25 protein-coding genes and 3 pseudogenes are annotated in these 25,418 nt (G+C 63.4%); 14 read left to right on the top strand and 14 right to left on the bottom strand.

The features are described 5' to 3' along the window. The 4 genes from GEV39_RS07180 to GEV39_RS07165 all read left to right on the top strand — a co-directional run bounded on the left by GEV39_RS07180 (nt 1) and on the right by GEV39_RS07165 (nt 3,159). Complete coding sequence (locus tag GEV39_RS07180; protein WP_054881893.1) at nt 1-300, top strand: YciI family protein; 300 nt, start codon at nt 1-3, stop codon at nt 298-300. Between the two features lie 207 nt (nt 301-507). Then, nucleotides 508-1,185, top strand: a complete 678-nt coding sequence (locus GEV39_RS07175) for a response regulator transcription factor (protein WP_029887817.1) — start codon at nt 508-510, stop codon at nt 1,183-1,185. Nucleotides 1,186-1,345: 160 nt separating this feature from the next. Then, entirely contained in the window at nt 1,346-1,762 is a 417-nt protein-coding gene (locus GEV39_RS07170; protein ID WP_009683655.1) for a Spy/CpxP family protein refolding chaperone, read from the top strand. A gap of 59 nt (nt 1,763-1,821) precedes the next feature. Beyond that, nucleotides 1,822-3,159 carry a sensor histidine kinase gene (locus tag GEV39_RS07165; RefSeq protein WP_110678668.1) on the top strand — a complete coding sequence of 446 codons (1,338 nt, stop codon included), beginning with the start codon at nt 1,822-1,824 and terminating at the stop codon, nt 3,157-3,159. Nucleotides 3,160-3,215: 56 nt separating this feature from the next. Here GEV39_RS07165 and GEV39_RS07160 read toward each other — a convergent pair whose 3' ends face one another. Continuing rightward, nucleotides 3,216-3,773, bottom strand: coding sequence for an NAD(P)H nitroreductase (locus GEV39_RS07160; RefSeq protein ID WP_054905570.1), 558 nt, complete (start codon nt 3,771-3,773; stop codon nt 3,216-3,218). A 171-nt stretch (nt 3,774-3,944) separates the two neighbouring features. On the opposite strand from GEV39_RS07160, the gene GEV39_RS07155 reads away from it, so the two are divergent. Beyond that, nucleotides 3,945-5,399 (top strand): TrkH family potassium uptake protein, encoded by a 1,455-nt coding sequence (locus GEV39_RS07155; RefSeq protein WP_054881891.1) that lies wholly within the window; start codon nt 3,945-3,947, stop codon nt 5,397-5,399. On the opposite strand, the gene GEV39_RS07150 is transcribed toward GEV39_RS07155, so the two are convergent. After that, on the bottom strand, nt 5,356-6,417 hold the full coding sequence (locus GEV39_RS07150) for an AraC family transcriptional regulator (protein ID WP_173888003.1): 1,062 nt from the start codon (nt 6,415-6,417) through the stop codon (nt 5,356-5,358). The genes GEV39_RS07155 and GEV39_RS07150 overlap by 44 nt on opposite strands. A 152-nt stretch (nt 6,418-6,569) precedes the next feature. Here GEV39_RS07150 and GEV39_RS07145 point away from each other — a divergent pair, with 152 nt between their 5' ends. Together GEV39_RS07145 and GEV39_RS07140 are read left to right on the top strand one after the other, a co-directional pair. Further along, nucleotides 6,570-6,881 carry an Mpo1-like protein gene (locus tag GEV39_RS07145; RefSeq protein WP_009683661.1) on the top strand — a complete coding sequence of 104 codons (312 nt, stop codon included), beginning with the start codon at nt 6,570-6,572 and terminating at the stop codon, nt 6,879-6,881. 90 nt (nt 6,882-6,971) lie between these two features. Then, entirely contained in the window at nt 6,972-7,856 is an 885-nt protein-coding gene (locus GEV39_RS07140; RefSeq protein WP_173888002.1) for a DMT family transporter, read from the top strand. 1 nt (nt 7,857) lies between these two features. Here the strand turns inward: GEV39_RS07140 and GEV39_RS07135 are convergent, their stop codons facing one another. Further along, nucleotides 7,858-8,139 (bottom strand): Rdx family protein, encoded by a 282-nt coding sequence (locus GEV39_RS07135; RefSeq protein ID WP_009683663.1) that lies wholly within the window; start codon nt 8,137-8,139, stop codon nt 7,858-7,860. 67 nt (nt 8,140-8,206) lie between these two features. On the opposite strand from GEV39_RS07135, the gene GEV39_RS07130 reads away from it, so the two are divergent. Beyond that, nucleotides 8,207-10,393, top strand: coding sequence for a patatin-like phospholipase family protein (locus GEV39_RS07130; RefSeq protein ID WP_173888001.1), 2,187 nt, complete (start codon nt 8,207-8,209; stop codon nt 10,391-10,393). Nucleotides 10,394-10,473: 80 nt separating this feature from the next. On the opposite strand, the gene GEV39_RS07125 is transcribed toward GEV39_RS07130, so the two are convergent. Next, nucleotides 10,474-10,911, bottom strand: a complete 438-nt coding sequence (locus GEV39_RS07125) for a MarR family transcriptional regulator (protein WP_054914113.1) — start codon at nt 10,909-10,911, stop codon at nt 10,474-10,476. Nucleotides 10,912-11,061: 150 nt separating this feature from the next. Continuing rightward, nucleotides 11,062-13,209 carry a DNA helicase RecQ gene (gene recQ, locus GEV39_RS07120; protein ID WP_173888000.1) on the bottom strand — a complete coding sequence of 716 codons (2,148 nt, stop codon included), beginning with the start codon at nt 13,207-13,209 and terminating at the stop codon, nt 11,062-11,064. A 242-nt stretch (nt 13,210-13,451) separates the two neighbouring features. Between recQ and GEV39_RS07115 the strand changes: the two genes are divergently transcribed. The 3 genes from GEV39_RS07115 (at nt 13,452) to GEV39_RS07105 (ending at nt 16,081) form a co-directional block, all read left to right on the top strand. Further along, complete coding sequence (locus GEV39_RS07115; protein WP_009683669.1) at nt 13,452-14,039, top strand: YecA/YgfB family protein; 588 nt, start codon at nt 13,452-13,454, stop codon at nt 14,037-14,039. A 7-nt stretch (nt 14,040-14,046) separates the two neighbouring features. Beyond that, nucleotides 14,047-14,412: a YbaN family protein gene (locus GEV39_RS07110; RefSeq protein ID WP_173887999.1), complete on the top strand. Its 366-nt coding sequence runs from the start codon at nt 14,047-14,049 to the stop codon at nt 14,410-14,412. A gap of 310 nt (nt 14,413-14,722) precedes the next feature. Beyond that, nucleotides 14,723-16,081, top strand: a complete 1,359-nt coding sequence (locus tag GEV39_RS07105; RefSeq protein ID WP_009683671.1) for a TolC family outer membrane protein — start codon at nt 14,723-14,725, stop codon at nt 16,079-16,081. Between the two features lie 574 nt (nt 16,082-16,655). Here the strand turns inward: GEV39_RS07105 and GEV39_RS07100 are convergent. The 4 genes and pseudogenes from GEV39_RS07100 to GEV39_RS07090 all read right to left on the bottom strand — a co-directional run bounded on the left by GEV39_RS07100 (nt 16,656) and on the right by GEV39_RS07090 (nt 19,946). After that, entirely contained in the window at nt 16,656-17,255 is a 600-nt protein-coding gene (locus tag GEV39_RS07100; protein WP_173887998.1) for a tRNA-uridine aminocarboxypropyltransferase, read from the bottom strand. A 93-nt stretch (nt 17,256-17,348) separates the two neighbouring features. Then, nucleotides 17,349-18,326 (bottom strand): annotated as a pseudogene (locus GEV39_RS26490) (methyl-accepting chemotaxis protein); the annotation flags it as partial. A 279-nt stretch (nt 18,327-18,605) separates the two neighbouring features. Continuing rightward, nucleotides 18,606-18,908: pseudogene (locus GEV39_RS26485) on the bottom strand (PAS domain-containing protein); the annotation flags it as partial. A gap of 144 nt (nt 18,909-19,052) precedes the next feature. Further along, on the bottom strand, nt 19,053-19,946 hold the full coding sequence (locus GEV39_RS07090; protein ID WP_054881883.1) for a LysR family transcriptional regulator: 894 nt from the start codon (nt 19,944-19,946) through the stop codon (nt 19,053-19,055). Between the two features lie 223 nt (nt 19,947-20,169). Here GEV39_RS07090 and speB point away from each other — a divergent pair, with 223 nt between their 5' ends. Both speB and GEV39_RS07080 read left to right on the top strand, forming a co-directional pair. Further along, complete coding sequence (gene speB / locus GEV39_RS07085) at nt 20,170-21,120, top strand: agmatinase (RefSeq protein WP_173887996.1); 951 nt, start codon at nt 20,170-20,172, stop codon at nt 21,118-21,120. Between the two features lie 105 nt (nt 21,121-21,225). Continuing rightward, the gene (locus GEV39_RS07080; RefSeq protein ID WP_173887995.1) at nt 21,226-22,605 is read left to right on the top strand and encodes a sodium:solute symporter family protein; all 1,380 of its coding nucleotides are present in this window, start codon (nt 21,226-21,228) and stop codon (nt 22,603-22,605) included. A gap of 128 nt (nt 22,606-22,733) precedes the next feature. Here GEV39_RS07080 and GEV39_RS26335 read toward each other — a convergent pair whose 3' ends face one another. The 5 genes and pseudogenes from GEV39_RS26335 to GEV39_RS25930 form a co-directional block, all read right to left on the bottom strand. Beyond that, nucleotides 22,734-22,862 carry a PA1414 family protein gene (locus GEV39_RS26335; protein ID WP_009683677.1) on the bottom strand — a complete coding sequence of 43 codons (129 nt, stop codon included), beginning with the start codon at nt 22,860-22,862 and terminating at the stop codon, nt 22,734-22,736. A 187-nt stretch (nt 22,863-23,049) separates the two neighbouring features. Continuing rightward, the gene (locus tag GEV39_RS07075; protein WP_173887994.1) at nt 23,050-23,976 is read right to left on the bottom strand and encodes a DMT family transporter; all 927 of its coding nucleotides are present in this window, start codon (nt 23,974-23,976) and stop codon (nt 23,050-23,052) included. A gap of 106 nt (nt 23,977-24,082) precedes the next feature. Continuing rightward, nucleotides 24,083-24,478 (bottom strand): transcriptional regulator, encoded by a 396-nt coding sequence (locus GEV39_RS07070; RefSeq protein ID WP_173887993.1) that lies wholly within the window; start codon nt 24,476-24,478, stop codon nt 24,083-24,085. 75 nt (nt 24,479-24,553) lie between these two features. Further along, nucleotides 24,554-24,808 (bottom strand): BrnA antitoxin family protein, encoded by a 255-nt coding sequence (locus GEV39_RS07065; RefSeq protein WP_173891662.1) that lies wholly within the window; start codon nt 24,806-24,808, stop codon nt 24,554-24,556. A 21-nt stretch (nt 24,809-24,829) separates the two neighbouring features. Then, nucleotides 24,830-24,928 (bottom strand): annotated as a pseudogene (locus GEV39_RS25930) (BrnT family toxin); the annotation flags it as partial. A gap of 214 nt (nt 24,929-25,142) precedes the next feature. Between GEV39_RS25930 and GEV39_RS07055 the strand changes: the two are divergent. Then, nucleotides 25,143-25,415, top strand: coding sequence for a hypothetical protein (locus GEV39_RS07055; protein WP_173887992.1), 273 nt, complete (start codon nt 25,143-25,145; stop codon nt 25,413-25,415). Nucleotides 25,416-25,418 lie beyond the last annotated feature (3 nt).

Genomic DNA, 25,418 nt, shown 5'->3' with positions numbered 1-25,418 from the left:
ATGCTCTACGCCATCATTGCCAGCGACGTCGCGAACTCCCTGGAAAAACGCCTGGCTGCCCGCCCGGCGCACATCGAACGCCTGCAGCAGCTCAAGGCCGAAGGCCGCGTGGTGCTGGCCGGCCCACACCCGGCCATCGACAGCAATGACCCGGGCGAAGCCGGCTTCAGCGGCAGCCTGATCGTCGCCGAGTTTGCCTCGCTGGCCGAAGCCCAGGCCTGGGCCGATGCCGACCCGTACATTGCCGCAGGCGTGTACGACAAGGTCGTGGTCAAGCCATTCAAGCAAGTATTGCCGTGATCCGAGACCGCATCGCTTTCTTCGCGGGCTTGCCCGCTCCCACAGTGGCCCGCACAGACCTTCGGAACTGCACGGTCGTTGTAGGAGCGGGTTTACCCGCGAAGCAGGCGATGCGGGATCAGCAGTTATACGGTTGCCATCAGTCTGCGGTATCTTTGCCATTGGCGGGCCGACTTGACCGCCGTCAATGGTGGAATTGAGTGAGTCATGAGCGAGCTGTTACTGATTGATGATGACCAGGAACTGTGCGAGCTGCTGTGCAGCTGGCTGACCCAGGAAGGGTTTTCCGTACGTGCCTGCCACGATGGCCAGAGTGCACGCCAGGCCTTGGCCGAGCATGCACCTGCGGCCGTGGTGCTGGATGTCATGTTGCCCGACGGCAGCGGCCTGGAGTTGCTCAAACAACTGCGCAGCGAGCACGCCGAACTGCCGGTGCTGATGCTGTCGGCCCGTGGCGAGCCGCTTGACCGTATTCTTGGCCTGGAACTGGGTGCCGACGATTACCTGGCCAAACCGTGCGACCCACGCGAGCTTACCGCGCGCCTGCGTGCCGTACTGCGCCGCAGCCACCCCGTTGCCGCCACCAGCCAGTTGGAGCTGGGCGACCTGGTCTACAGCCCGGCCCGCGGCGTGGCCAGCATCGATGGCCGGGAAATGACCCTGACCTTGTCCGAAAGCCGCATACTTGAAGCGCTGCTGCGCCAGCCTGGCGAGCCGCTGGACAAACAGGAACTGGCGCAGATCGGCCTGGGCCGCAAGCTCACCCTCTACGACCGCAGCCTGGACATGCACGTCAGCAACCTGCGCAAGAAGATCGGCCCGCATGCCGATGGCCGGCCACGCATCGTCGCCCTGCGCAGCCGCGGCTATTACTACTGCCTGTGAGCAGCTGCAAGCTGCAAGAAAGAGCAGAATAGCGATCGGCTTCACTTGCAGCTTCCAGCTGTTCTTTACCCAGCCTTTACCATCCACTGACTGCGCTTGACGGTGATCTCCCTAGACTGTGCTCATCCGGTAACCACCGGCCTATGAAAGGAGAGACACCATGCGCAAGACCCTTATCGCCCTGATGTTCGCCGCCGCCCTGCCGACCGTAGCCATGGCTATGCCTGACGGCGGCCCACGTCACGACGGCCCGCATCACCGCGGTGAAGCGGCCTTCCAGCAACTGGACCTGAGCCGTGACCAGCGCCAGCAGATCGGCAAGCTGATGGGCGAGCAAATGCAGCAGCGCCGCGACATTACCGAGCGTTACCTGGCCAAACTGCCGGCTGCCGACCAGAAAGCCATGAAGGACGAACTGCAAGCCAGCCGCGCCAAGACCGACACCGCCGTGCGCAACCTGCTCAAGCCAGACCAGCAGAAGAAGTTCGACGAACTGCAAAAGGAACGCGCTGCCAAGAAAGCCGAGTGGCAGGAGTTCCAGGCCTGGAAAGCTGAAAAAGCCAAAAAGGCCCAGTAAGCTGTCAGCCCGATGCCCGGCTCGCCCCAGCGCGAGCCGGGCTTTTTCTGTTTTAGGAGGTGCTCTTGCGTTCACTGTTCTGGCGCATCCTGGCCAGCTTCTGGTTGGCCATCACCCTGGTTGCAGGCCTGTCGATCTTGCTTGGGCACATGCTCAACCAGGACGCCTGGATCCTCAGCCGCCACCCCGGCCTGAACACGCTGGCCAGCCAGTGGGCCAGGCACTACGAGCAGGAGGGCGTGAATGCCGCGCAGCAGTTCCTGGAACAACGCAAGGACCGCTACAAGATCGACGTGCAGGTGCTCGATGACAGTGGTGACGCGGTGGTGCCCGGCACGTTCCCACGCCGGGCAGCAGCCTTCGAGGCACGCCAGCACAACGACCAGCGCCGCTTGCCTTGGCGCCGGCTGACCGAGGAATACACCAGCCCCGACACCGGCCAGACCTACCTGCTGATCTACCGCATACCCCACCCGGCGCTGGATGAGTGGCACCGGGACAGCCTGATGTGGCCACTCAGCGCACTGGGCATCGCCCTGGTAGTGTTGACCCTGTTCAGCCTGCTGGTCACGCTGTCCATCACGCGCCCGTTGAGCCGCCTGCGCAGCGCTGTGCACGACCTGGGCCAGAGCACCTATCAGCAGAACAGCCTGGCGCGCCTGGCAGCCCGGCGTGACGAATTCGGCGTGCTGGCCAACGACTTCAACAAAATGGGTGCGCGCCTGCAAAGCACCCTCGCCAGCCAGCGCCAATTGCTGCGCGACGTGTCCCACGAGCTGCGCTCACCGCTGGCCAGGCTGCGCATTGCCCTGGCCCTGGCCGAACGCGCCGAGCCCGAACAGCGCCAGGCCCTGTGGCCGCGCCTGACCCGCGAGTGCGACAGGCTGGAAGACCTGATCAGCGAAATACTCACCCTGGCCCGCGTGGATGCCGAACAGGCCCACGCCGAAGCGGTGGACCTCAATGCCTTGCTGGGCAGTGTGCGCAAGGACGCCCTGCTCGGCGCGCCCGACCAGGACGTGCGCCTGGAGGCGCAACCGGGGCTGGTCTTGCAAGGTTGGCCGACACTGATCGAGCGGGCCGTGGACAACCTGCTGCGCAACGCCCTGCGCTTCAACCCGGCAGGCCAGCCCATCGAAGTCAGTGCCGTGCGCGATCAGGCGCGGGTGGTGATCTGTGTGCGCGACCATGGCCCGGGTGCAGCCCCGGAGCACCTCGCCCAGCTGGGTGAGCCGTTCTTCCGCGCACCGGGGCAGGAAGCCCCAGGGCACGGCCTGGGGTTGGCGATTGCGCGCAAGGCGGCGGAGCGGCATGGCGGCAGCCTGGTACTGGACAACCACCCGCAGGGCGGCTTTGTCGCCCGGCTTGAACTACCCTTGCAAGCCGCTTCAGCGTAAGGCTGCCAGGGCCGTGTACGTTCAGGGCTGCAGCGCAGCCCTTGCTCGCGCCCGCGTCACTCGCCCCAGCCCGTGACGAAATCAGCGGTGGCCAGCACCGGCGCGGTCCGTGGCTCGGTCATTGGCGTGCCGACGTACAGGTAGCCGATCAGTTCCTCGTTCTCCGCCAGCCCCAGCCCCTTGTGCACATGCGCGTCGAAGGCCATGTCCCCGGTGCGCCACACGGCGCCGATGCCCTGCGCATGGGCAGCGATCAGGATGCCATGTGCCGCACAGCCCGCCGCCAGGCGCTGCTCGGACTTGGGCACCTTGAAGTGGTCCTGCAAGCTGGCCACCACCACGATCAGCAACGGTGCGCGCAGCGGCATGGCGCGGGCTTTGTCCAGCGCAGCCTGGGTGGCTTCACCTTTGTGCTGCACCGCTTCGGCGAACAGCTCGCCCAGCTTCTCGCGGCCCTGCCCTTCGATGGTCAGGAACCGCCAAGGCCGCAGTTGGCCGTGGTCCGGCGCCCGCAGGGCAGCCTGGAACAGCGCCTCGCGCTGGGCGGCATTGGGGGCAGGGTCGGTCAGGCGTGGCACGGAAACACGGTTGAGCAATGCGTCGAGAGCCTCCATCGGCTACCCTCCTGGCAGTGGAATGTGCGGCCATTCTCAAGCTGCACGCCCTAAGCTGCAAGCTGCAAGCGGCAGCACGCGGGCTTTTCGTGCAGCGTGCCGCGCCTGGCTTGCAGCGGCCCGGCCCATAGGTAGAATGGCGCCCTTCCGTTTCGAGTCAGAGCAGATCACATGGCGTTGCCGACCTTAAGGATCATTGGTTTCATCATCGGCATCTTCCTGATCACCCTGGCTGTGGGCATGGCCGTGCCCATGGCGACCTTGGTGATATTCGAACGCACCGGCGACATGCCGTCGTTCCTGTGGTCCAGCCTGATCACCTTCATTGCCGGGCTGGCCATGGTGCTGCAAGGGCGGCCCGAGCATGTGCACCTGCGGCCACGCGACATGTACCTGCTGACGGTCTGCAGCTGGCTGGTGGTCTGCGTGTTCGCCGCCCTTCCCTTCCTGCTGACCCAGCACATCAGCTACACCGACGCCTTCTTCGAAAGCATGTCGGGCATCACCGCCACCGGCGCCACCGTGCTCAGCGGGCTCGACAGCATGTCGCCAGGCATCCTGATGTGGCGCTCGATGCTGCACTGGCTGGGCGGTATCGGCTTCATCGCCATGGCGGTGGCCATCCTGCCGCTGCTGCGCATTGGTGGCATGCGCCTGTTCCAGACCGAGTCTTCCGACCGCTCCGAAAAGGTCATGCCGCGCTCGCACATGGTCGCCAAGTCGATCGTGGGGGTGTACGTCGGCTTCTCGATTCTTGGCGCGCTGGCTTTCTGGTGGGCCGGCATGAGCCCGTTCGATGCCATCAACCACGCCATGTCGGCGATTTCCACCGGTGGTTTTTCCACCTCCGACCAGTCCCTGGCGAAATGGGACATTCCCGCCGTGCACTGGGTGGCAGTGGTAGTAATGATCATGGGCAGCCTGCCGTTCACCCTGTACGTGGCCACCCTGCGCGGCAACCGCAGGGCGCTGCTCCGCGACCAGCAGGTGCAGGGCTTGCTGGGCATGCTGCTGGTCACCTGGCTGGTTCTGGGCACCTGGTACTGGTACAGCACCAACCTGCACTGGCTGGACGCGCTGCGTCACGTGGCGCTGAACGTAACCTCGGTCGTCACCACCACCGGTTTCGCCCTGGGTGACTACAGCCTGTGGGGCAATTTTTCGCTGATGCTGTTCTTCTACCTGGGTTTCGTCGGTGGCTGTTCCGGCTCGACCGCGGGCGGGATCAAGATCTTCCGCTTCCAGGTCGCCTACATCCTGCTCAAGGCCAGCCTCAACCAGCTGATCCACCCTCGCGCGGTGATCAAGCAGAAGTACAACGGCCACCGCCTCGATGAAGATATCGTGCGTTCGATTCTCACGTTCTCGTTCTTCTTCGCCATCACCATCTGCGTCATGGCGCTGCTGCTGTCGCTGCTGGGGGTGGACTGGATGACCGCCCTGACCGGGGCTGCCGGTACGGTCTCCGGGGTGGGGCCTGGCCTGGGTGAAGTGATCGGGCCGTCAGGCAACTACGCCACGCTGCCAGACGCCGCCAAGTGGATCCTGGCTGCCGGCATGCTGCTTGGCCGGCTGGAAATCATCACCGTGCTAGTGTTGTGCATGCCGGCGTTCTGGCGTCACTGAGCCCTTCGCCCACGGCGCCGAGCCGGGCACGGTACTCGCTGGGCGTGGTATCGAACCACCGGCGGAACGCGCGGTAGAAGTTGCTGGGGTCGGCGAAGCCCAGCAGGTAGGCGGTTTCCAGCAGGGTCATGCCCGGCTGGGCCAGGTACTGTTCGGCCAGTTCACGCCGGGTGTCGTCGAGCAACGCCTGGAAGCTGGTGCCCTCTTCCTGCAGCCGCCGCTGCAGGGTACGCTGCGACAAGTGCAAGGCCTGCGCCAGGGTCTCACGCTTGGGCTCCCCCTGCGGCAAGATGCGGCACAGCACCTGGCGCACCCGGTGGGTCACGCGGCTTTCGGAAAACCGCGCCAGGTACTCCCCGGCAAACCGGTCGTGCAGCACTGCCATGGCTTCATTGGCCGTGGGCAAGGGTGCCTCCATGTCGGCCCGCTCGAACACCAGCGCGTCATACGGCGCGTCGAAGATCAGCGGCGAATGGAACGCCACCTTGTACGGCTCGATATTCCTGGGTTGCGGCCCCTGCACCAAAACCCGGCGTGGCTGCACCGGGCGGCCGCTCAACCATTTGCACAGCGCCAGCGCACAGGCCAACGACGCTTCGGCACTGTGCCGGGTAGGCGGCAGATGGTCGCCATGCACGGTGAGGATCAACGAATAGCCCTCGGCGCCGAGCACGAAACTGAGATCGGAGCTTTCGGCGATAATGCGCTGGTACCGCACCAGCCGCTCGAAACCCTCGGCCAACGTGCGGCTGGACATCAGCGCATAGCCCACCACGTGAAACGATGCCGGGCGCACCACACGCGCCATGTTCAGGCCAATGGCCTCGTTGCCGGACAGTTCCACTGCCAATTGCCATAGTCGGGTCATGGAGTCCTGGGGAAAGCGCGCATCGGGATCGTCGAGGGCGGCGAAATCCAGCCCCAGTTGCTTGAACATGGCCCGACAGTCCAGTCCTTCCAGCTCGAGTGCTTTGACAATCCCTGATGCCCAACTGGCTGACGTGGTTCTTTCGCTCATGACAGGTTACTTTCCTGACCGCTCCTGCGGTGAACCCCAAGGATACTCAATTGGCGCCTATTGTCACTGGTAGGCACTGCCAATCACTCTAGACTCGAATAAGGCTCCACGCCGTGCATCTTGTCCAGAAGTATTAATCCCGGAGCACTGCCATGAACCGCACAGCGCAGTTTCGCAGTTTTGCCGAGTTCTACCCGTATTACTTGGGTGAGCACAGCAACCCCACCTGCCGCCGCCTGCATTTTGTCGGCACCAGCCTGGTGATCGCCCTGCTGGCCTATACCATCGGCAGCGGCAAATGGCTATTGCTGCTGGCCGTGCCGCTGTTCGGCTACGGCTTTGCCTGGGTGGGGCATTTCTTTTTTGAAAAGAACCGGCCGGCGACATTCACCTACCCGTTCTACAGCCTTGCCGGCGACTTCGTGATGTTCCGCGACATTCTGCTCGGCAAGCTCAGGCTGTAAGCAGCGCGCCTGCGCCCGCGGCCACCCGGTCCTCGCCATGCACGGCTTCAGGCACAATGGCCGATTGCCTTGCGAGGAATGCCCCCTGTCATGAACCACCGCACCGCCCTCGGCGCCCTGCATATCGGCGCGCTGTTCTTTGGCCTGACCGGCGTATTCGGCAAGCTGGCAGCCAGCGCCAGCCCGGTGATCATCGTGTTCGGCCGCGCCGCTTTCGCCGTGCTCGCCCTGGCGCTGTTCGCCAGTGTCACCGGCCCTGGCTGGCAACGCCTGAACGGTCAGGATGCGCGCCGCCTGTTGCTCGGCGGGGTGCTGCTGGCCGGCCACTGGGTCAGCTTCTTCATCGCCGTCAAGGTCGGCGGCGTGGCCATCGCCACCCTCGGCTTCGCCAGTTTCCCGGCCTTTACCGTGCTGCTCGAAGGGCTGCTGTTCCGCGAGCGCATCCGCCGCAACGAAGCGCTGCTGGTGCTGCTGGTCAGCCTCGGCCTGATACTGGTCACGCCAGCCTTCGATCTGGCCAGCGAAGCGACCGGCGGCCTGCTGTGGGCCCTGTTCTCGGGCCTGCTGTTTTCACTGCTGTCCCTGACCAATCGCGCAGGCTCTGGTCGCTTGCCTGCGGTGCAGGCAGCACTGTGGCAAAACCTGGTGGTAAGCCTGAGCCTGCTGGCGTTCGCTGCCCCTGGGCTGGGCGCGGTCGCGCCGGTGGACTGGCTGTGGATCGGCCTGCTCGGCATTTTCTGCACCGGCGTGGCGCACAGCCTGTTCGTCGCCAGCCTGGCGGTCATCAAGGCCCGGACTGCCGCCGTGGTGTTCGGCATGGAGCCGGTCTACGGCATTGCCGTAGCCTGGCTGGTGTTTGCCGAGACCCCCACGGTGCGTATGCTGCTGGGCGGCGCACTGATCATCCTCGCCATCGTGCTGTCCAGCCGCCTGGCCGCCGAGCCAGCGCAGCGGCCGCTGGCCGAGGGCGGGTGACTCAGCGGTCGTTGTGGCCCAGGTCGCGCTGGGGGTCGATCTGGTCACGCACCCGCTGCTTCAGCACCTTGGCCTCGGGGAAGCCGCCGTCGGCCTTGCGCTCCCAAATCTGCACGCCGTTGCAGGTGATGCGGAAAATACCGCCGGTACCGGGTTCCAGCGCCACCCGGCCGAGGTCGTCGGCAAACGTGCTGAGCAACTCCTGGGCCAGCCACGCGGCCCGCAGCAGCCACTGGCACTGGGTGCAATAATTGATGACGATTTCCGGCTTGTGGTCGGCCATGTTGAGATAACTCCAGCTGAGGGGCGGCTTATACTAGCGGTCTTTGACCCACGGTTTGAGACCCACGATGCGCCGTTTGCTGTTCTGCTTGCTGCTCACCCTCACCTCGCTTACAGCAACCGCCGCCGAACCGGCACGGCCCAAGGTCGGCCTGGTGCTGTCGGGCGGCGCGGCCCGTGGCCTGGCGCACATCGGCGTGCTCAAGGCGCTGGAGGAACAGGGTGTACGCATCGACGCCATTGCCGGCACCAGCATGGGGGCTGTAGTCGGCGGGCTGTACGCCTCGGGCTACAGTGTCGAAGAGCTGGAACACCTCGCCACCACCCTCGACTGGCAGCAGGCGCTGTCTGACAGCCCACCCCGCGAGGACGTGCCATTCCGCCGCAAGCAGGATGACCGCGATTTTCTGGTCAAGCAAAAGCTCAGTTTTCGTGACGACGGCAGCCTGGGCCTGCCGCTGGGGGTAATTCAAGGCCAGAACCTGTCGTTGCTGCTGGAAAGCAAGTTGGCGCACACCGCCGACACGCGCGACTTCGACAAGCTGCCCATCCCCTTCCGCGCCGTGGCCACCGACATCGCCAGTGGCGAAAAAGTGATATTCCGCCGCGGCCACCTGCCGCAGGTGATCCGCGCCAGCATGTCGATCCCGGCAGTGTTCGCCCCGGTCGAACTGGACGGCCGCCTGCTGGTGGACGGCGGCATGGTCGACAATATTCCGCTCGATGTGGCACGCGATATGGGGGTGGACCTGGCCATCGTGGTGGATATCGGTACGCCGCTGCGCGACCGCAAGCAGTTGCTGACCGTGGTCGATGTGCTGAACCAGTCCATCACGCTGACAACCCGGCGCAACTCGGAAGAGCAACTGGCCAGCCTGCACCGCGACGATATCCTCATCCAACCACCGCTGGCAGCCTACGGCGTGACCGACTTCGGCCGCGCGCGGGACATGATCGACGCCGGCTACCGCGCTACCCGCCTGCTCGACGCGCGCCTGGCGGCGCTGCGCCACCCAGACGCCGGCACCAGCCTGGCCGCAGCCCGGTCACCGCGCCAACGCACGCCCATCATCACCGCCATCAAAATCGAGAACGACGCCAAGGTCAGTGACGATGTGATCCGCTCGTACATTCGCCAGCCCATCAATGCCCCGCTGGAGCTTGGCCGCCTGGAGACCGACATGGGCACCCTATACGGCCTGGACTACTTCGACCGGGTGCAGTACCGCGTGGTGCACAAGGGCGATGAAAACACCCTGGTGATCAACGCCCGCGGCCGCCGCGGGGGCACCGACTACTTGCGCCTGGGCCTGAACCTGTCGGACGACCTGCGCGGCGACAGCGCCTTCAACCTGGGCGCCAGCTACCGGGTCAACGGCATCAACAGCCTGGGTGCCGAGTGGCTGACCCGCGGCCAGATCGGCGACCAGCAAGCGCTGTACAGCGAGTTCTACCAACCGCTGGATGTCGGCTCACGCTACTTCGTCGCCCCCTACCTGGACTTCGGCTCACAGAACATCGAGGCCACCCTCGACAACGACCCGGTGGCCGAGTACCGCCTGGAGCGCTACGGCTTTGGCCTGAACGTGGGCCGGCAGATCGGCAACAGCGGCGAAGTGCGCCTGGGGGTCGGCAAGGCCTGGGGCGAGGCCGAGGTGCGCATTGGCGACCAGGACTTGCCCAAGGTCAGTTTCAACGAAGGCTTCTACGAGCTGAAGTATTCGTTCGACACCCTCGACAACGTGTATTTCCCACACCATGGCGAAGACATCGGCCTGACCTTGCGCAAGTACGACAAGTCGCTGGATTCCGACCAGGATTACCGGCAATGGCTGTTCAACCTCGACAAGGCCATCAGCAGCGGCCCGAACACCTTCGTGCTGGGCGGCCGCTACGGGCGCACGCTGGATGCCACCGAAGTGGTGACCTCCAGCTTCGTGCTGGGCGGGGCGCGGGAGCTGTCGGGCTTTCGCCAAGACTCGGTATCGGGCCAGAACATGAGCCTGATGCGGGTGGTCTACTACCGCCGGCTGACGCCACGGGCGTATGTGCCGCTGGACTTCCCGTTGTACATCGGCGGTTCGCTGGAGCGCGGACGGGCGTGGAACAACGACAATGCGTTCGACAGTGGCTACATCAATGCGGCGAGTATTTTCCTCGGGCTGGAAACGCCGCTGGGCCCGTTGAATTTCACCTATGGCACCAACAGTGCGCATGAGCAGGCGGTGTACCTGAACCTGGGGCATACCTTCTAGGCATTACGTCCAGGGCCTGGGCATAGTGCCCGCCAAGCCGAGCGTGCGAGCCGGCGAAAGGCTGCAAGGCAACCCCTGCCTCAGGATTTTTCCAGGTTGCCGAGGATCTTGGCATGCACCCGCATGCACACCTGCAGGTCGGCTTCATCCACCCCGCTGAACAGTTCGATGCGCAGCTGGTTGGCGATGGTCTCGATCTGTTCGATCAGCGGCTTGGCCGGCGGGCACAACACGATCTTCTTCGCCCGCCGGTCTTCCAGCACTGCCTGGCGGCGCACAAGCCCCTGGGCCTCCAGGCTATCGAGCAGACGCGCCAGGGTCGGGCCTTCGACACCCACACTCTGGGCCAGCTCACGCTGGGTCGGGGCGTCTTCGAAGCGGGCGAGGTGCAGCAACACCAGCCAGCGCGCCTGCGACAGATTGAGCCCGGCCAGGCGGCGATCCAGTTCGGCACGCCAACCCCGGGACATCTGGGCCAGTTGCATGCCGAAGCGGTGTTGGTTGTCGGTTAGAGGCATAGGTAACTCATCGAGTAGATCTAATTATTAGGCAGCTAACCATGCCCCGCCCCATGAGGCAAGGCTCGGCCAGGGTAACTTGGGCGAAAATCGTCAAAAAGCATGACAAAGGTCAGCAGATGGCGCATGTGCCTGCGAACAGGCGCAGGCCTACAGCTCGAACTCAGCTGCCAGTGCCGCGCGTACGCAATACAGCACCCCTTCCGGCACTCGCCCGGCAAACAGGGGGGCGATGGTCGCAACCGGCGGCAGCTCGCCCTCGCCATCGAGGAAGGCGTCCTGCACCTCCATCAGCAGGTCTTCTGGCAAGTCCAGCGCCTGGTCCAGGCTCAGCTCCTGGCGCCCCAGGGCCTCGGCCAGCAAGCTGTACACATTCTTTTCGCTGCAGTTGAGCTGCCCGGCGATTTGCGCTGGGGTCATGCCGGCGCGGGCCAGGCTGACCAGTTCATGGCGCAGGTCGAGCACCACCTTCGGCGCCTCGCTGGTGCCGCCGCTGTCGTTCAGTACCTCAAGGAATGCCTGGCCATAGCGCTCCAGTTTGCGCGCGCCCACGCCACTGACCTGGGCCATGTCGCTGAGGCTGACCGGCTGGCTGCGCAACATTTCCAGCAACGTGGAGTCGGGGAAGATGACGTAAGGCGGTACGCTGTGTTCTTCGGCCAGCTTGCGCCGCAAGGTGCGCAACGCCTCCCACAGTTCCCGCTCTTCGGCCCGCACCAGTTGGCTGGCCGGGCTGCCGCCACTGGACGACGCGCTTTTGGCAGTGATCTGCGGCTTGAGGTCACGGCGCAGTTGCAAGGTGACCTCGCCACGCAACAGAGGCCGGCAGCTGTCGGACAAGCGCAGGCCGCCGTAGCCTTCCAAGTCGATGTCGACCAGCCCGCGCGCCACCAACTGGCGGAACAGCGAACGCCATTCGGCTTCGGCCAGGCCTTTGCCCACGCCGAAGACCGAAAGCTTTTCATGGCCGAAATTGCGCACCTTTTCGGTGTCCTTGCCCAGCAACACGTCGACCAGGTGGCCCACACCATAGCGCTGGCCAGTGCGAAACACCGCCGACAGGGCTTGGCGCGCCGGCTCGGTAGCATCCCAGGTCTGGACGTTGTCGACGCAGTTGTCACAGTGCCCGCACGGCTGCTCAAGGATTTCGTCGAAGTAGGCCAGCAGCGACTGGCGGCGGCAGCGGGTTTCTTCGCACAGCGCCAGCATGGCATCGAGCTTGTGCTGCTCGATGCGTTTGTGGCGTTCGTCCCCTTCGGAGTTCTGCAGCATCTGCTTGAGCATGACCATGTCCTGCAGGCCATAAGCCATCCAGGCATCGGACGGCAGGCCGTCTCGGCCGGCACGGCCGGTTTCCTGGTAGTAGGCCTCAAGGGACTTGGGCAGGTCGAGGTGGGCCACGAAGCGTACGTTGGGTTTGTCGATACCCATGCCGAACGCAATGGTGGCGACCATGATCAGCCCCTCTTCGTTGAGGAAGCGGTGCTGGTTGGCGGCGCGTGTTTCGGCCGCCAGGCCGGCATGGTACGGCAGCGCCGGGAAGCCCTGCTGGCAAAGAAAGGCGGCGGTTTCGTCGACCTTCTTGCGCGACAGGCAGTAAACGATGCCGGCGTTGCCGCGGCGCTCGGCAAGGAACGCCATCAATTGCTTGCGCGGCGCTTCCTTGGGCACGATGCGGTAGAAGATGTTCGGCCGGTCGAAGCTCGACAAGAAGCGCTCTGCGCCCTGCAAGTGCAGGCGCTGAACGATTTCTTCGCGGGTACGCATGTCGGCGGTGGCGGTAAGGGCAATGCGCGGAACATGCGGGAACAGTTCGGCCAACTGGCCCAGTTGCAGGTATTCGGGGCGGAAGTCATGGCCCCATTGCGAAACGCAATGGGCTTCGTCGATGGCGAACAGCGAGATATCCAGGTCGCGCAGGAAGTCGAGCATGCGCGGTTGCACCAGGCGTTCGGGTGCCAGGTACAGCATTTTCACTTCGCCACGGCGCAGGCGCCCGGCCAGGTCGCGCTGCTGCTCGGCCGTGAGCGTGGAGTTCAGGGCGGCTGCGGCTACGCCCAGCTCGTCAAGCGTGGCAACCTGGTCGTCCATCAGCGCGATCAGCGGCGAGACCACCACGGTCAGGCCAGGGCGCAGCAGGCCCGGCACCTGGAAACACAACGACTTGCCGCCGCCGGTCGGCATCAGCACCAGGGCGTCGCCACCATTGGCCACGCATTCGATGATCGCTGCCTGGCGCCCTCGGAAACTGTCGTAGCCAAAGATGTCCTTGAGAACGCGCTGAGCCTGTTCGAGCATGTGCAACTCCAAATCGCCGTACCACCCTGCACACAGGCTGGACGAAAAACCCGCCCCTTACACGCCAAATGCGTAAGCGGTTTTTGCCAGGCCGCTGGTAAAACCGCACCTGGATGAAAAATCGCGGAGTATACCGCAGCACCGGCCTGCGCAGGGCACCACGGCGATAGACGTTCCTTTGCCCCGCTGCCGCCGCAAGGTGCTAGAATTCGTTATCGTTTATTCCCCAAGGTAGCCCTGTAATGTCCTTCGCCGAGCAACTGACCCGCCTGCAAGCCTTCCTCGACGCCGACGAGCTGCACGAAGAAGCGCTGGACTATGTCGCCGCCCACGGCTACCTCACCGCGCTGTCGATCAACGCCGAAGACGTGCCCGAGCGCGAGTGGATCGACGCCCTGTTCGCCGAAGAGCCGCACTACAGCAGCGAAGCCCAGCGTACCGAAATCGAGGCGACCCTGGTGGCGCTCAAGGCCCACATTGCACGTCAGCTGGCCAGCGACGATGAATTCGAACTGCCCTGCGACCTCGACCTGACCGACGAGCCGGACGATTCCGACCTGCGCGGCTGGTGCATCGGTTTCATGGAAGGCGTGTTCCTGCGCGAAGAGGCCTGGTTCGAGAACGCAGAAGAGGAAGTCAGCGAAATGTTGCTGCCGATCATGGTGGGTTCGGGCCTGTTCGACGAGCAGCCGGAATTCGCCGACATCGCCAGCAACGCCAACCTGCAGGACGACATGATCGTGCAAATTCCCGAAGCGCTGACGGCCTTGTTCCTGCTGCTGCACGCACCTGACGAAAAGCCGGCGCTGCTCAAGCCACGCCACCACTAAGCCAGCTGTGCGCTACCTGCTGCTGGCCATCGGCTGGCTCAGCGTCGCACTGGGGGTGTTGGGGATATTCCTGCCGGTGTTGCCCACCACCCCGTTTCTTCTGTTGGCGGCCGCCTGCTTCGCTCGCAGCTCGCCACGCTTTCACCACTGGCTGGTCCACCACCCCAAACTGGGGCCGTGGATTCGCGACTACCTCAGTGGCGAAGGCATTCCCCTCAAAGGCAAGGTCTACGCCATTGGCCTGATGTGGGCCAGCATCGGGCTGTCCTGCTACCTGGTGCCTTTGTTCTGGGCCCGCGCGTTCATGTTGACCAGCGCCGTGCTGGTAACCCTGTATATCCTTAAGCAAAAAACCCTGCACAGGCCAAAGTGACAATAATTTGTCGCCAAATATCACTTTCGCCTAACCCGCTGAGTATTTAGCCAAATTCGTTCTGAAACCGCCTGAAGGCCTTGAGAATATGGGCTTTACCGATGTTTGACACCTCGCCAGAGCGCTGGAAAAACAAGCCCTATTAGACATTTCCGCTATTTAATGTCATTTTGATATGAATAAATCTTCTTATCTATCGCGATGAATGTACTTAGCTGTCAGGTTAAAAACCTGCAACACTATACGCGATAAATAATCGTCATTTTTTTGGCGAGAAGCAGGACCAAATTCAAGATCAGGGAGATGTACCATGCGCGTTTTGAACCCCATCACCACCGCATTACTGTTGGCCCTGGCGAGTGCCAACGTGCAGGCGATGTCGATCACCGAAGCCGTCCAAAGCGCCGTGGACTATCACCCACAGGTCAGCTCCAACCGTAACAGCAAGCTGTCGGCTGATGAGGACGTGAAATTCGCGCGTGGTGGCTACTTCCCTACCGTTGACCTGGTCGCCGGCTACGGCCGCCAGCGTTCGGACAACACCACGACCCGTGCCGCGGGTAACCACAACAAAGAAACCCTGAACTACACCCAGTCCGAGCTGCGCCTGCGGCAGATGATCTTCGACGGCTTCAACACCGCGAACGAAGTGGGCCGGACCGAAGCGGTTTCCACCTCGCGAGCCTACTACACCCAGGCGGTTGCGCAGGATGTCGCCCTGCGTGCGATCGAGGTGTACCTGGAGGTACTCAAGCGCCGTGAACTGGTGGCCCTGGCCAGGAACAACCTGCAAGCCCACCTGCGGGTCAATGACCAGATCGGCCTGCGTAACGAGCGTGGCGTTGGCAGCACGGCCGACCTTGACCAGTCCCGCGCCCGCCGCGCCCTGGCAGAAAACAACCTGGACACCGCCGAAGTAGACCTGGCCGATGCCGAGGCCAACTTCTTCAGCGTGATCGGGCGCATGCCAGACGAACTGGAAAGCCCGCCCACCATCAAGGCCGAGGTGCCTGCCACGCTTGAAGAGGCCCGTGACGGCATGCGCCAGAACAACCCCTACATCAAGTCGGCCCAGGCTGATGTGAATGCGGCCGAGCAGCAGTACGAGGTTGGCAAGTCGACCTTCTACCCACGCTTCGACGCCATTCTGGCCACCGGTGCCAACAACAACACCGGTGGCGAGAAGGGCCACAACAACAACGACTGGCAAGCCGGCGTGGAGATGAACTACAACCTGTTCCGCGGCGGCAGCGACAAGGCTCGCCTGCAATCCGACGCGCACAAAATCAACCAGGCCTTGGACATCCGCAACAACGCCCTGCGCGAGTTGACCGAAAACCTGAGCCTGGCGTGGAACGCCATGAACAACGCCAGCAAGCAGCTGCCGACCGCGCGGGAATACGCCGAAACAACCAAGCGCGTGCGCGCCGCCTACCAGGACCAGTTCGGCCTGGGCCAACGCACCCTGCTGGACGTGCTCGACAGTGAAAACGAACTGTACAACGCCGACCGTCGCTACACCGAAGTGCGCTACACCGAAGAGTACTCACGCTACCGGGTACTGGCGACCATGGGTGAATTGCTCAGCAAGCAGCGTATTTCGCTGCCGCCAGAGGCACTGGCCGCGACCGAAGTACGTACCGAGGCACGCTTGCCCGAGATGCGTTGATCAGGATTGCCGGGGCCGCTGTGCGGCCCATCGCGACGCCGCGGTAGCGGTATCGCTACACCGCGCCCGACGTAGGAGCGGGTTCACCCGCGAAGGGGTCGGGCCTGCTGGCCAATATCTTCTGGGCATTCACCGTTGCCGCCACCACCGTATTCGCGGCTAAAGCCGCTCCTACATGGGGCGGTGGTGGCCATAGATCTGCGATAGCGGTATCTCTACACCGCCCGACGTAGGAGCGGGTTCACCCGCGAAAGGGCCGGGCCTGCTGGCCAATATCTTCTGGGCACTCACCGTTGCCACCACCACCGTATTCGCGGCTAAAGCCGCTCCTACATGGGGCGGTGGTGGGCATAGATCCGCGGTAGCGGTATCTCTACACCGCCCGACGTAGGAGCGGGTTCACCCGCGAAAGGGCCGGGCCTGCTGGCCAACATCTTCTGGGCTTTCACCGTCGCCGCCACCACCGTATTCGCGGCTAAAGCCGCTCCACAGAGATCGCCCATGCCAATGGCGGGTGCGATGGCCTGTAGGAGCGGCCTTGTGTCGCGATGGGCTGCGCAGCGGCCCCCTGCCCTCACTCGGTGCCATGATTACGCTGGAACGTCTCTTCGCCCATGGCCCTGATCTGCCCCTCTATCAAGGCCTCGAACGGTGCCAGCAGCGCATCGAAGCAGGCCGGTTGCTCCAGTGCATTCAGCGCCCCCACCACGGCCTCAATCGTCGACAACGCTCCCGCCTGCGGCGCCTTGCGCAGGCGATAGCGTGAAGCGGCCACCTGCCCCAAGGTCACCCTCGGCAACGCCTGCAGCAGCGGATTCAGGTACAGCAGCTTGCGCGCCTTGCGCCAGGTGCCGTCGGGCACGATCAGCAGCAAGGGTTGCTCATCCATTGGGCCGTAGGCTGCCAGGGGCTGCGCTTCAGCGCCTGGGAACAACAGCGCCGGGCGGTACCCCGGGCTTGCCAGCAGCGCTGGCAGATCGTCGAATACCTCCCCAACCCGCAGTTCGGCATTGCTCAGGCCTAGCGCAGCCAACCGTGCGGTATTCAGCGCGTGGGCGCTTTCACTGGGGTGCTGCAGCAAGATCACACGGGTTCGGCTGCTTAGCGCAGGGATCAGCGAGCAAAGGCAATGATCAAGCGGGCGCTGGCAGCGCTCGCAACGGGGTCTGGGCATGAGGGTCTCCTTGGCGGGGCATTTTGCCACAGAACCCAGGCCCGGCTGGCGGGCCTTGCCCTATGCCCTGGCCGCAATGCGGCCAAGGCAACCTCAACGGTTGAAGCGCTCCGCCAGGCTATGCAGGTACTCCGCCATGCGCTCGAGGTCCTGGCTGATTTCTGCCCCCTGGCGCGCTTGCCCGGCACTTTGATCGCACAGCTGGGCGATGCGCACGATTTGCTGGTTGATGTCTTCAGCCACGTGGCTTTGCTGCTCCGATGCCGTAGCCATCTGCTGGCTCATGCCGGTGATGCGGCTCACCGCCTGGGCTATGCCGCTCAACGCCGCCTGCACCGCCTCGACACTGTGCACGCTGTCACGCGAGATCTGCTCGCCACGGCTGGCGCTAGTCACTGCGCGTTCTGCCCCGGCCCGCAACGAGGCGATGATCTGGTGGATTTCCTGGGTGGAGGTGCGGGTACGCTGGGCCAACGAGCGTACCTCGTCGGCCACCACGGCAAACCCGCGGCCCTGCTCGCCGGCCCGCGCCGCTTCAATGGCGGCGTTGAGCGCCAGCAGGTTGGTTTGTTCGGCAATCGAGGTGATCACATCCACCACGCTGCCGATCGACTGGGTCTGTTCCGCCAGGGCATTCACCGCCTGGCCAATGTCATTGACTGCATCGCTCATGCTGCCCATGGCCTTCAGGCTCTGCAGCGCCAGCTCGCTGCCCTGCTGCGCCAGCTGGTCGGCATCGCCTGCGGCATGCGCCGTGCTCTGCACGTTATGCGTAACCTCCTGGATGGTTGCCGCCATCTGCGCAATGGCGGTGGCCGACTGGTCGGTCTCGCTGCGCTGGCGGTCGAGCATCTGCGCCTGCGCGCCCGACAGGTCGGAAGATTGCGCAGCGCGTGATTTTACCCCGACCCCGGCGTCTACCAGGCGCGTCAGCGCGGTTTGCAGCCGCGCTTCTTCACTGATGATGGCAAGGTCCAACTGGCCCTGCAGCCCGGGGTTGTCGCTGTAGGTCAGCGCCACCAGCGGGCTGGTGAACGCCTTGGGGTGCTCGGCCAGCGTGCGGCGGATGGCCTGGTTCTGGCGGTGCTCGACCAGGTACCAGGCTACCAGCAGTACAGCCATCAACACCCCTAGCGCGGCATAGGGTGGCAACCACAGGTAGCCCGCCGCCGACACCAGGCCGGCGCCGAGCAATGGCCAGCCCTGGCGCAGGCCATGACCCAGGCGCGCCGCCCACGATACCGGCCGGCGGCCGTCGCGCAGGCGTGCGTACAACGCCTCGGCACGGCGGATCTGCTCACGAGTGGGCACCGAACGCACCGACTCGTAGCCGCTGATCCGGCCCTGTTCGTAGACTGCCGTCACGTAGGCACTGACCCAGTAGTAATCGCCGTTTTTTCCCCGGTTCTTGACCACGCCCATCCACGGCTTGCCTTGCTTGATGGTGTCCCACATATGGCCGAACACCGCCGGCGGCATGTCTGGGTGACGCACCAGGTTGTGCGGCTGGCCCACCAGCTCGTCGTAGGTGAACCCGCTGATCGCCACGAAGGCGTCGTTGCAATACGTGATGCGGCTGTTCAAGTCGGTGGTGGAAATCAGCCGTTGTTCACTGGGGAATGTTCTTTCGTGTTCAGTGACTGGCAAATTCATGCGCATCGTTGGGCGATCCTGGCAGGATGAAAAGAAGGGAAATCATCAACGCAAGTTGATATGTAGCAGAGCGCTATAAGGTTAGCGGCACACGTGTGCAGGAATTTAGCGGCCTGCCGACAGAATGTATGAACAGCCTGTTTATCAGCCCACGTTGAGCTGGCTTTTCAGCAGGTCGCGGAAGGTCTGGATCAGCGGTTCGCGGCTGCGCCCACGCCGGATGATCAACGAGAACGGTGCCTGGTAACCGAACGTCGCCGGCGACAACACGCGCAAGTCCCCTTTGTCGACCCAGGCCTGGGCGTAGTGCTCGGGCAAGTAACCGATATAGGCGCCCGAGAGAATCAGGATCAGCTGCGCCTCCATGCTCTCTACCGTGGCCGCGCTGTGCTTGAAACCATGCCGGGCCAGCTCGGCCTGGCTCCAGTAGCCGCGCCCGACCATGCGCTGCTGGGTCACCACCTGCTCGGGAATGCGCCGCTCGCTGTACAACGGGTGGCGGCTACTGCAGTACAGCCAGTGCTGCTCGCGGTACAGCGGCTGGTACAGCAGGCCACTCATGCGTGAAGAAAACGCGCCAATCGCCAGGTCCAGGCGGTTGTCCTGCACCCCCAGCTGCAGCTCGTAAGGGCTGGACACCGACAAGTGCAGGTGCACGGCCGGGTGCTCCTGGCTGTAGGCACCAATGGCTTCAGCCAGCGGCAGGGCGCGATCACCCACCGTGGAGTCGATCACCCCCAGGTTGAGGGTGCCACGCAGTTCGCCCTTAAGGGCCGCCGCGTATTGCTCGAACCCGTCCAGTTCGGCCAACAGGCGCAGGGTTTCCTGGTGGAACAGCTCACCCTTGCTGGTCAGGCTGAAACCGCCCCGGCCGCGGTGGCACAGCACGATACCCAGGGCACCCTCCAGCTGGCTCATGTAGGTGCTGATGGCCGAAGTGGACAGGTTCAGCTCACGCTGGGCGTTGGCGAAACCCTGGTGGCGCACCACGCTGATGAAGATACGCAGCAGTTTCAGGTCGGGCAAAGTCGAGGCCATGGGGCAAGGGTTCCACAGGGTGTTTGCGCGCAGTCTAACCGCTGCGCCGGGCTTTAGTTCAGAAATTCCTGAACTAAGTATTTGTCGGTAGCGATTCTTCCATGGCACTACCTTGCGCAGACTGGCCGAAATGTCCCTGCCCGCTGGCAAAAACCGAACTGGAAAGCGCGCAGCGGCACAGGTTCGAACAAACAGAACAATCGACCGACTGATGAGGCCCACCGTGGACAAGACTCTTCACCAACCACTGGGCGGCAACGAAATGCCGCGTTTCGGCGGCATCGCCACCATGCTCCGTCTCCCCCACCTGCAAAGCGCCGAAGGCCTGGACGCAGCCTTCATTGGTGTGCCGCTGGACATTGGCACCTCGCTGCGCTCCGGCACGCGCTTCGGCCCCCGGCAAATCCGCGCCGAATCGGTGATGATCCGCCCGTACAACATGGCCACCGGTGCCGCTCCGTTCGACTCGCTGTCGGTCGCCGACATAGGCGATGTGGCGATCAACACCTTCAACCTGCTGGACGCCGTGCGCATCATCGAAGAGGCCTACGACCAGATCGTCGAGCACAATGTCATTCCCCTGACCCTGGGCGGTGACCACACCATCACCTTGCCGATCCTGCGGGCGCTGCACAAGAAGCACGGCAAGATCGGCCTGGTGCACATCGACGCCCACGCCGACGTCAACGACCACATGTTCGGTGAGAAGATCGCCCACGGCACCACCTTCCGCCGGGCGGTGGAAGAAGGCCTGCTCGACTGCGAGCGCGTGGTGCAGATCGGCCTGCGCGCCCAAGGCTATACCGCAGACGACTTCAACTGGAGCCGCCGCCAGGGCTTTCGCGTGGTTCAGGCCGAAGAGTGCTGGCACAAGTCGCTGGAGCCCTTGATGGCCGAAGTGCGGGAAAAAGTCGGCGGCGGCCCGGTTTACCTGTCGTTCGACATCGACGGCATCGATCCGGCCTGGGCACCTGGCACCGGCACCCCGGAAATCGGCGGCTTGACCACCATCCAGGCAATGGAGATCATTCGCGGCTGCCACGGCCTGGACCTGATCGGTTGTGACCTTGTCGAAGTCTCCCCGCCTTATGACACCACCGGCAATACCTCGTTGCTCGGCGCCAACCTGCTGTTCGAAATGCTCTGCGTACTGCCGGGTGTAGTCCGCCGCTAATGTGGTCGGGCCACCGAGGCCCGCCAATACCACAAGACCACCGGGCGCCGTGCCAACGCCCGCGTGGCCGATCTCGCCATAATAAAGATAATCGGGAGACCCCCAATGGCCTTGGACATCATAGTTGTAATGCTTTACACCGCAGGCATGCTCGGGCTTGGCTGGTATGGCATGCGACGCGCGAAAACCCATGAAGACTACCTGGTCGCCGGGCGCAACCTGGGCCCGATGTTGTACATGGGCACCATGGCCACCACCGTGCTGGGTGGCGCCTCCACCGTGGGTACCGTGCGCCTGGGCTACGTTCACGGCATTTCCGGCTTCTGGCTGTGTGCCGCGCTGGGCCTGGGCATCATCGCCATCAACCTGTTCCTGGCCAAGCCGCTGCTACGCCTGCGCATCTTCACCGTGACCCAGGTGCTGGAACAGCGCTACAACCCGACCGCGCGCCAGGCCAGCGCGGTGATCATGCTGGCGTACGCGCTGATGATCGGCGTGACGTCCACCCTGGCCATGGCCACCGTGCTGCAAGTGCTGCTGGACCTGCCGTTCTGGGCCTCGCTGCTGCTGGGCGGGGGTGTGGTGGTGGTGTACTCGACCATTGGCGGCATGTGGTCGCTGACCCTAACCGATATCGTGCAGTTCGTGATCAAGACCGTGGGCCTGATGTTCATCCTGTTGCCCGTGTGCCTGTACAAGGCCGGCGGCTGGGACACCCTGGTGGCCAAGTTGCCGGCGCCCAGCTTCCAGCTGACCACCATCGGTTGGGATACCATCATCACCTACTTCCTGATCTACTTCTTCGGCATCCTGATTGGCCAGGATATCTGGCAGCGGGTCTTCACCGCCCGTGACGAAAAGGTCTGCCAGCGTGCCGGTACCACTGCCGGGGTGTATTGCGTGCTGTATGGCCTGGCCTGTGCCGTGATCGGCATGGCCGCCCATGTGCTGATGCCCGACCTGGCCAACCCGAACAATGCCTTCGCCGAAATGATCAAGACCACACTGCCTGATGGCATCCGGGGCCTGCTGATGGCAGCGGCGCTGGCGGCCATGATGTCGACCGCCAGCGCAGGCCTGCTGGCGGCCTCGACCACCATCACCGAAGACCTGTTGCCCAAGCTGCGTGGCGGCAAGCAGTCCAGCCTGGGTATCAGCCGCCTGTTCACTTTGCTGACCGGTTTGGTGGTGTTGGGTATCGCGTTGATGGTGAACGACGTGATCAGCGCCCTGACCCTGGCTTACAACCTGCTGGTGGGCGGCATGCTGATTCCGCTGATTGGCGCCATTTTCTGGAAACGCGCCACCACCGCTGGCGCCATCGCCAGCATGTCGCTGGGCTTTGCGACTGCCCTGTTGTTCATGTTCAAGGACGGGCTGGAGGCGAATACGCCGATCTACTACAGCCTCGCCATTGGCCTGGTGAGCTTTGTAGTGGTGAGCCTGCTGTCGCGTAAACCGCTGGCAGCGGTCAAGCTGGCCTGACCTTCGGCCTGTACTGCCCCTATCGCTGGCGAGCTCCATGGCCAGCGATGGGCCCAGAGCAGCCGAGCCAATTGCCCAGACACAAAAAGGCCGCAGCCCCCACCCAGGTGCTGCGGCCTTTGCTTGTATCAGCGACGACGCGGTTGGCGCTTGCGCTGCTCTTCATCAGTCGGGATCGGCACCGGCTGCAAGGGTGGTGGAATCAGCCCCAAGGCGACCGCCAGGTCGTGGAGCCAGTTGGACAGTGGTTTATTCATAATGCCCCCTTGACGGGTCAGCCTCACGGCGAATCAATCCTGCAATGTTTCATACAGATCATAGCCCGATGTCCTGTATTACGCATGCCTCTGCTTTTACAGATAGGGGCCATTCTGACCCGGATCAAGCCATAGCGGCGCATTCCGACGACTGGTTAATCGTTTCGCTTTGTTGCAAGTCGGTCCACTACCCCACCCACTTGCGCAGTTGCTGCTTAACCCAAGGTTCGGCACTCACCAGAATCACCCCCAGCAGCACCATCAACGCACCGCCCACGAAATTCGCGGTCAGTGGCTCGTTCAGCAGCAAGACCCCAAAAGTTACGCCGAACAAAGGGGTGATGAAGGAAAACACCGCCAGGTTCGATGCCAGGTATTTGCGCAGTAGCCAGAACCAGGTCAGGTAGCTGACGAACGACACTACAACCCCCTGGAACAGCACGCTACCCATGGCCAAAGGCGTGAGCGACACCTCGCCGATCTGCCCGCTGAGCAGGGCAATCAGCAACAATCCGGCAAACCCCACCGCCAGTTGATAGAACAAGGTCAGGGTCGCCGGGGCTTCCGACAAGCGTGAGCAGCGCACCACCACCGTGGTGGCGCCCCAGGCCAGCCCGGCGATCACGCCAAACGCGTCGCCCAGCAAGGTGCGGCTATCCATGTGCTCGAACGACATGCCTCCGGCAAAGGCCATGGCAATGCCACCGAAGGCCAGCAGGATGCCAAGCCATTGCAACAGGCGCAGCCGCTCACTGGCCAGGCGCACGTGCAACCCCAACGCGGTGAAGACTGGCGCCGTATAAAGAAACACCGACATGTGCGCCGCCGAGGTCAGCTTCAGGCCCTCGGCAATGAACAGGAACTCGATACCGAACAAAGCACCCGCGACCAACCCGGGGCGCCAGGTGCCACCGACCTGCTCCCAGCTGCCACGCCAACACAGCATCAGGCCGACCAACACTGCGGCGATACCATTACGCAATGCCGCCTGCATCACCGGGGCGATATCCACGGCGGCGGTCTTGATCAGCACCTGCTGGCAGCCCCAGATCAGGCACAGGCCCAGCATGACCTGGAAGGCAAAGGCGTCTGGGTTCTTGCGGGCCGCAGTCATGGGCGGGCCTCTGAGGTGAACGTAGGCATGGGCAGCAACTCGGCAGCGTTCAGAAGCTACCGATTATCGGGTTTTCATGGCCACCCATGCCAGCCTTAAAACGACCTCAAGCGATCTGCGCTTTCGCGGACACCTGTTCAAAGGTGGTCTCGTCCAGCGCATCCTCCTGCTCATCCAGCACCTGGCGCGGGTGCTCGAAGCCAGGGATGCTGCTGTCGATCAGGCTCATCAAACGCGAGCCGCGCTCGGTCAGCACAAAGTTTTCGCCGTTGCCGCCGTCTTCTTCGGGCCGGCTTTCGATATAGCCACGCTCGAACAGGAGCTTTTCATATTCACAGGCACGGGTTTTCAAGTGATCCAGGTCACCCACCGGCTCACCCTTGGCGGCCAGCGCGGCAGCGTGCTGCTCGGCGTAGGGGCGTGGCGTGAAGCTGTGACCGGCGCCGTTCTGCACCTCGTGCAGCAAGCGTTCGATCAGGTCCCAGTCGTAGGTGTTGCTCATGGCTACGGGCTCCTGCTGTGGACGAAAGGGGTACAACAGTGGGACTCATCAGGTTGCCGTGCGTTCCGAGAAAGCTCAGCGCTGTCGTCGTTGCGCGTGCATGTACTGGCGCAGTAACTGGTTTATGCGAGTCTGGTAGCCGCTACCCTGCTCTTTGAACCAGGCGAGAACATCAGCGTCCAGCCGAATGGTCACCGCCTGTTTGGCGGGTACGTGCAGCTCGGCCTGGCGGAAAAACGCCTGGTCCAATTCCGGGATATCGGTTGTGTCGATGTCCTTGTCGTCCTGTCGGGCCAGTCGGCCCCAGTCAGTTTTCGATGATTCGGTCATAATGCCTGGCCTCCCACTTGTCAGCATGGGGTGGTTGAACATTTCAGGAACGTCGGCGAAGTCGATGCCGTGCTTGCGGATATTGATCTGGTTCTTGGCTTCGTCCCATTCAAAGAACATAGGCCGACCTGTATTTACAGATGTACATACAATCCCCCCTCTTTTCCTCTGAGACTAGAGCGGTGTAGCACGCTGTTCAACGCCGCACAGGCGGTTTAAGGTCATTTCAGAAGCGGACTACGCCATCATGGAAACGATCCACCGATCGCAAGCCATGAACTTCCAAGGACGCCAAGGTCTCCACCGCGCATAGCCACCGCTGGAGGTAGAAAGGATGAAACCGCTGCTACCCATTGTTTGCTCCACCGCCCTGACCTGCGCCCTGCCCACCTGGGCCTGCACACCGGAAGAAGCGTCGCAGAAACGTGAAGAGCTGGCCGGGCTGGTTACCCAATTGACCGAACAGAACCCGCAAAAGGCCAAGGAAATCAATGAAGAGCTGCAGGGGATGGACCTGGGGACGGCGAGCAAGGACTTGCCCGACAAGTGTCAGCTGATTGACCAGCGGATCAAAGAGTTGAAGGTAGCGGAGCAGAATGCTGAGTGATGG

It is taken from the genome of Pseudomonas sp. NY5710 (assembly GCF_013305665.1).
GTDB lineage: Bacteria > Pseudomonadota > Gammaproteobacteria > Pseudomonadales > Pseudomonadaceae > Aquipseudomonas > Aquipseudomonas juntendi.
The sequence above is the reverse complement of the archived record's forward strand: the minus strand, read 5'-3'. Positions and strand labels throughout refer to the sequence as shown.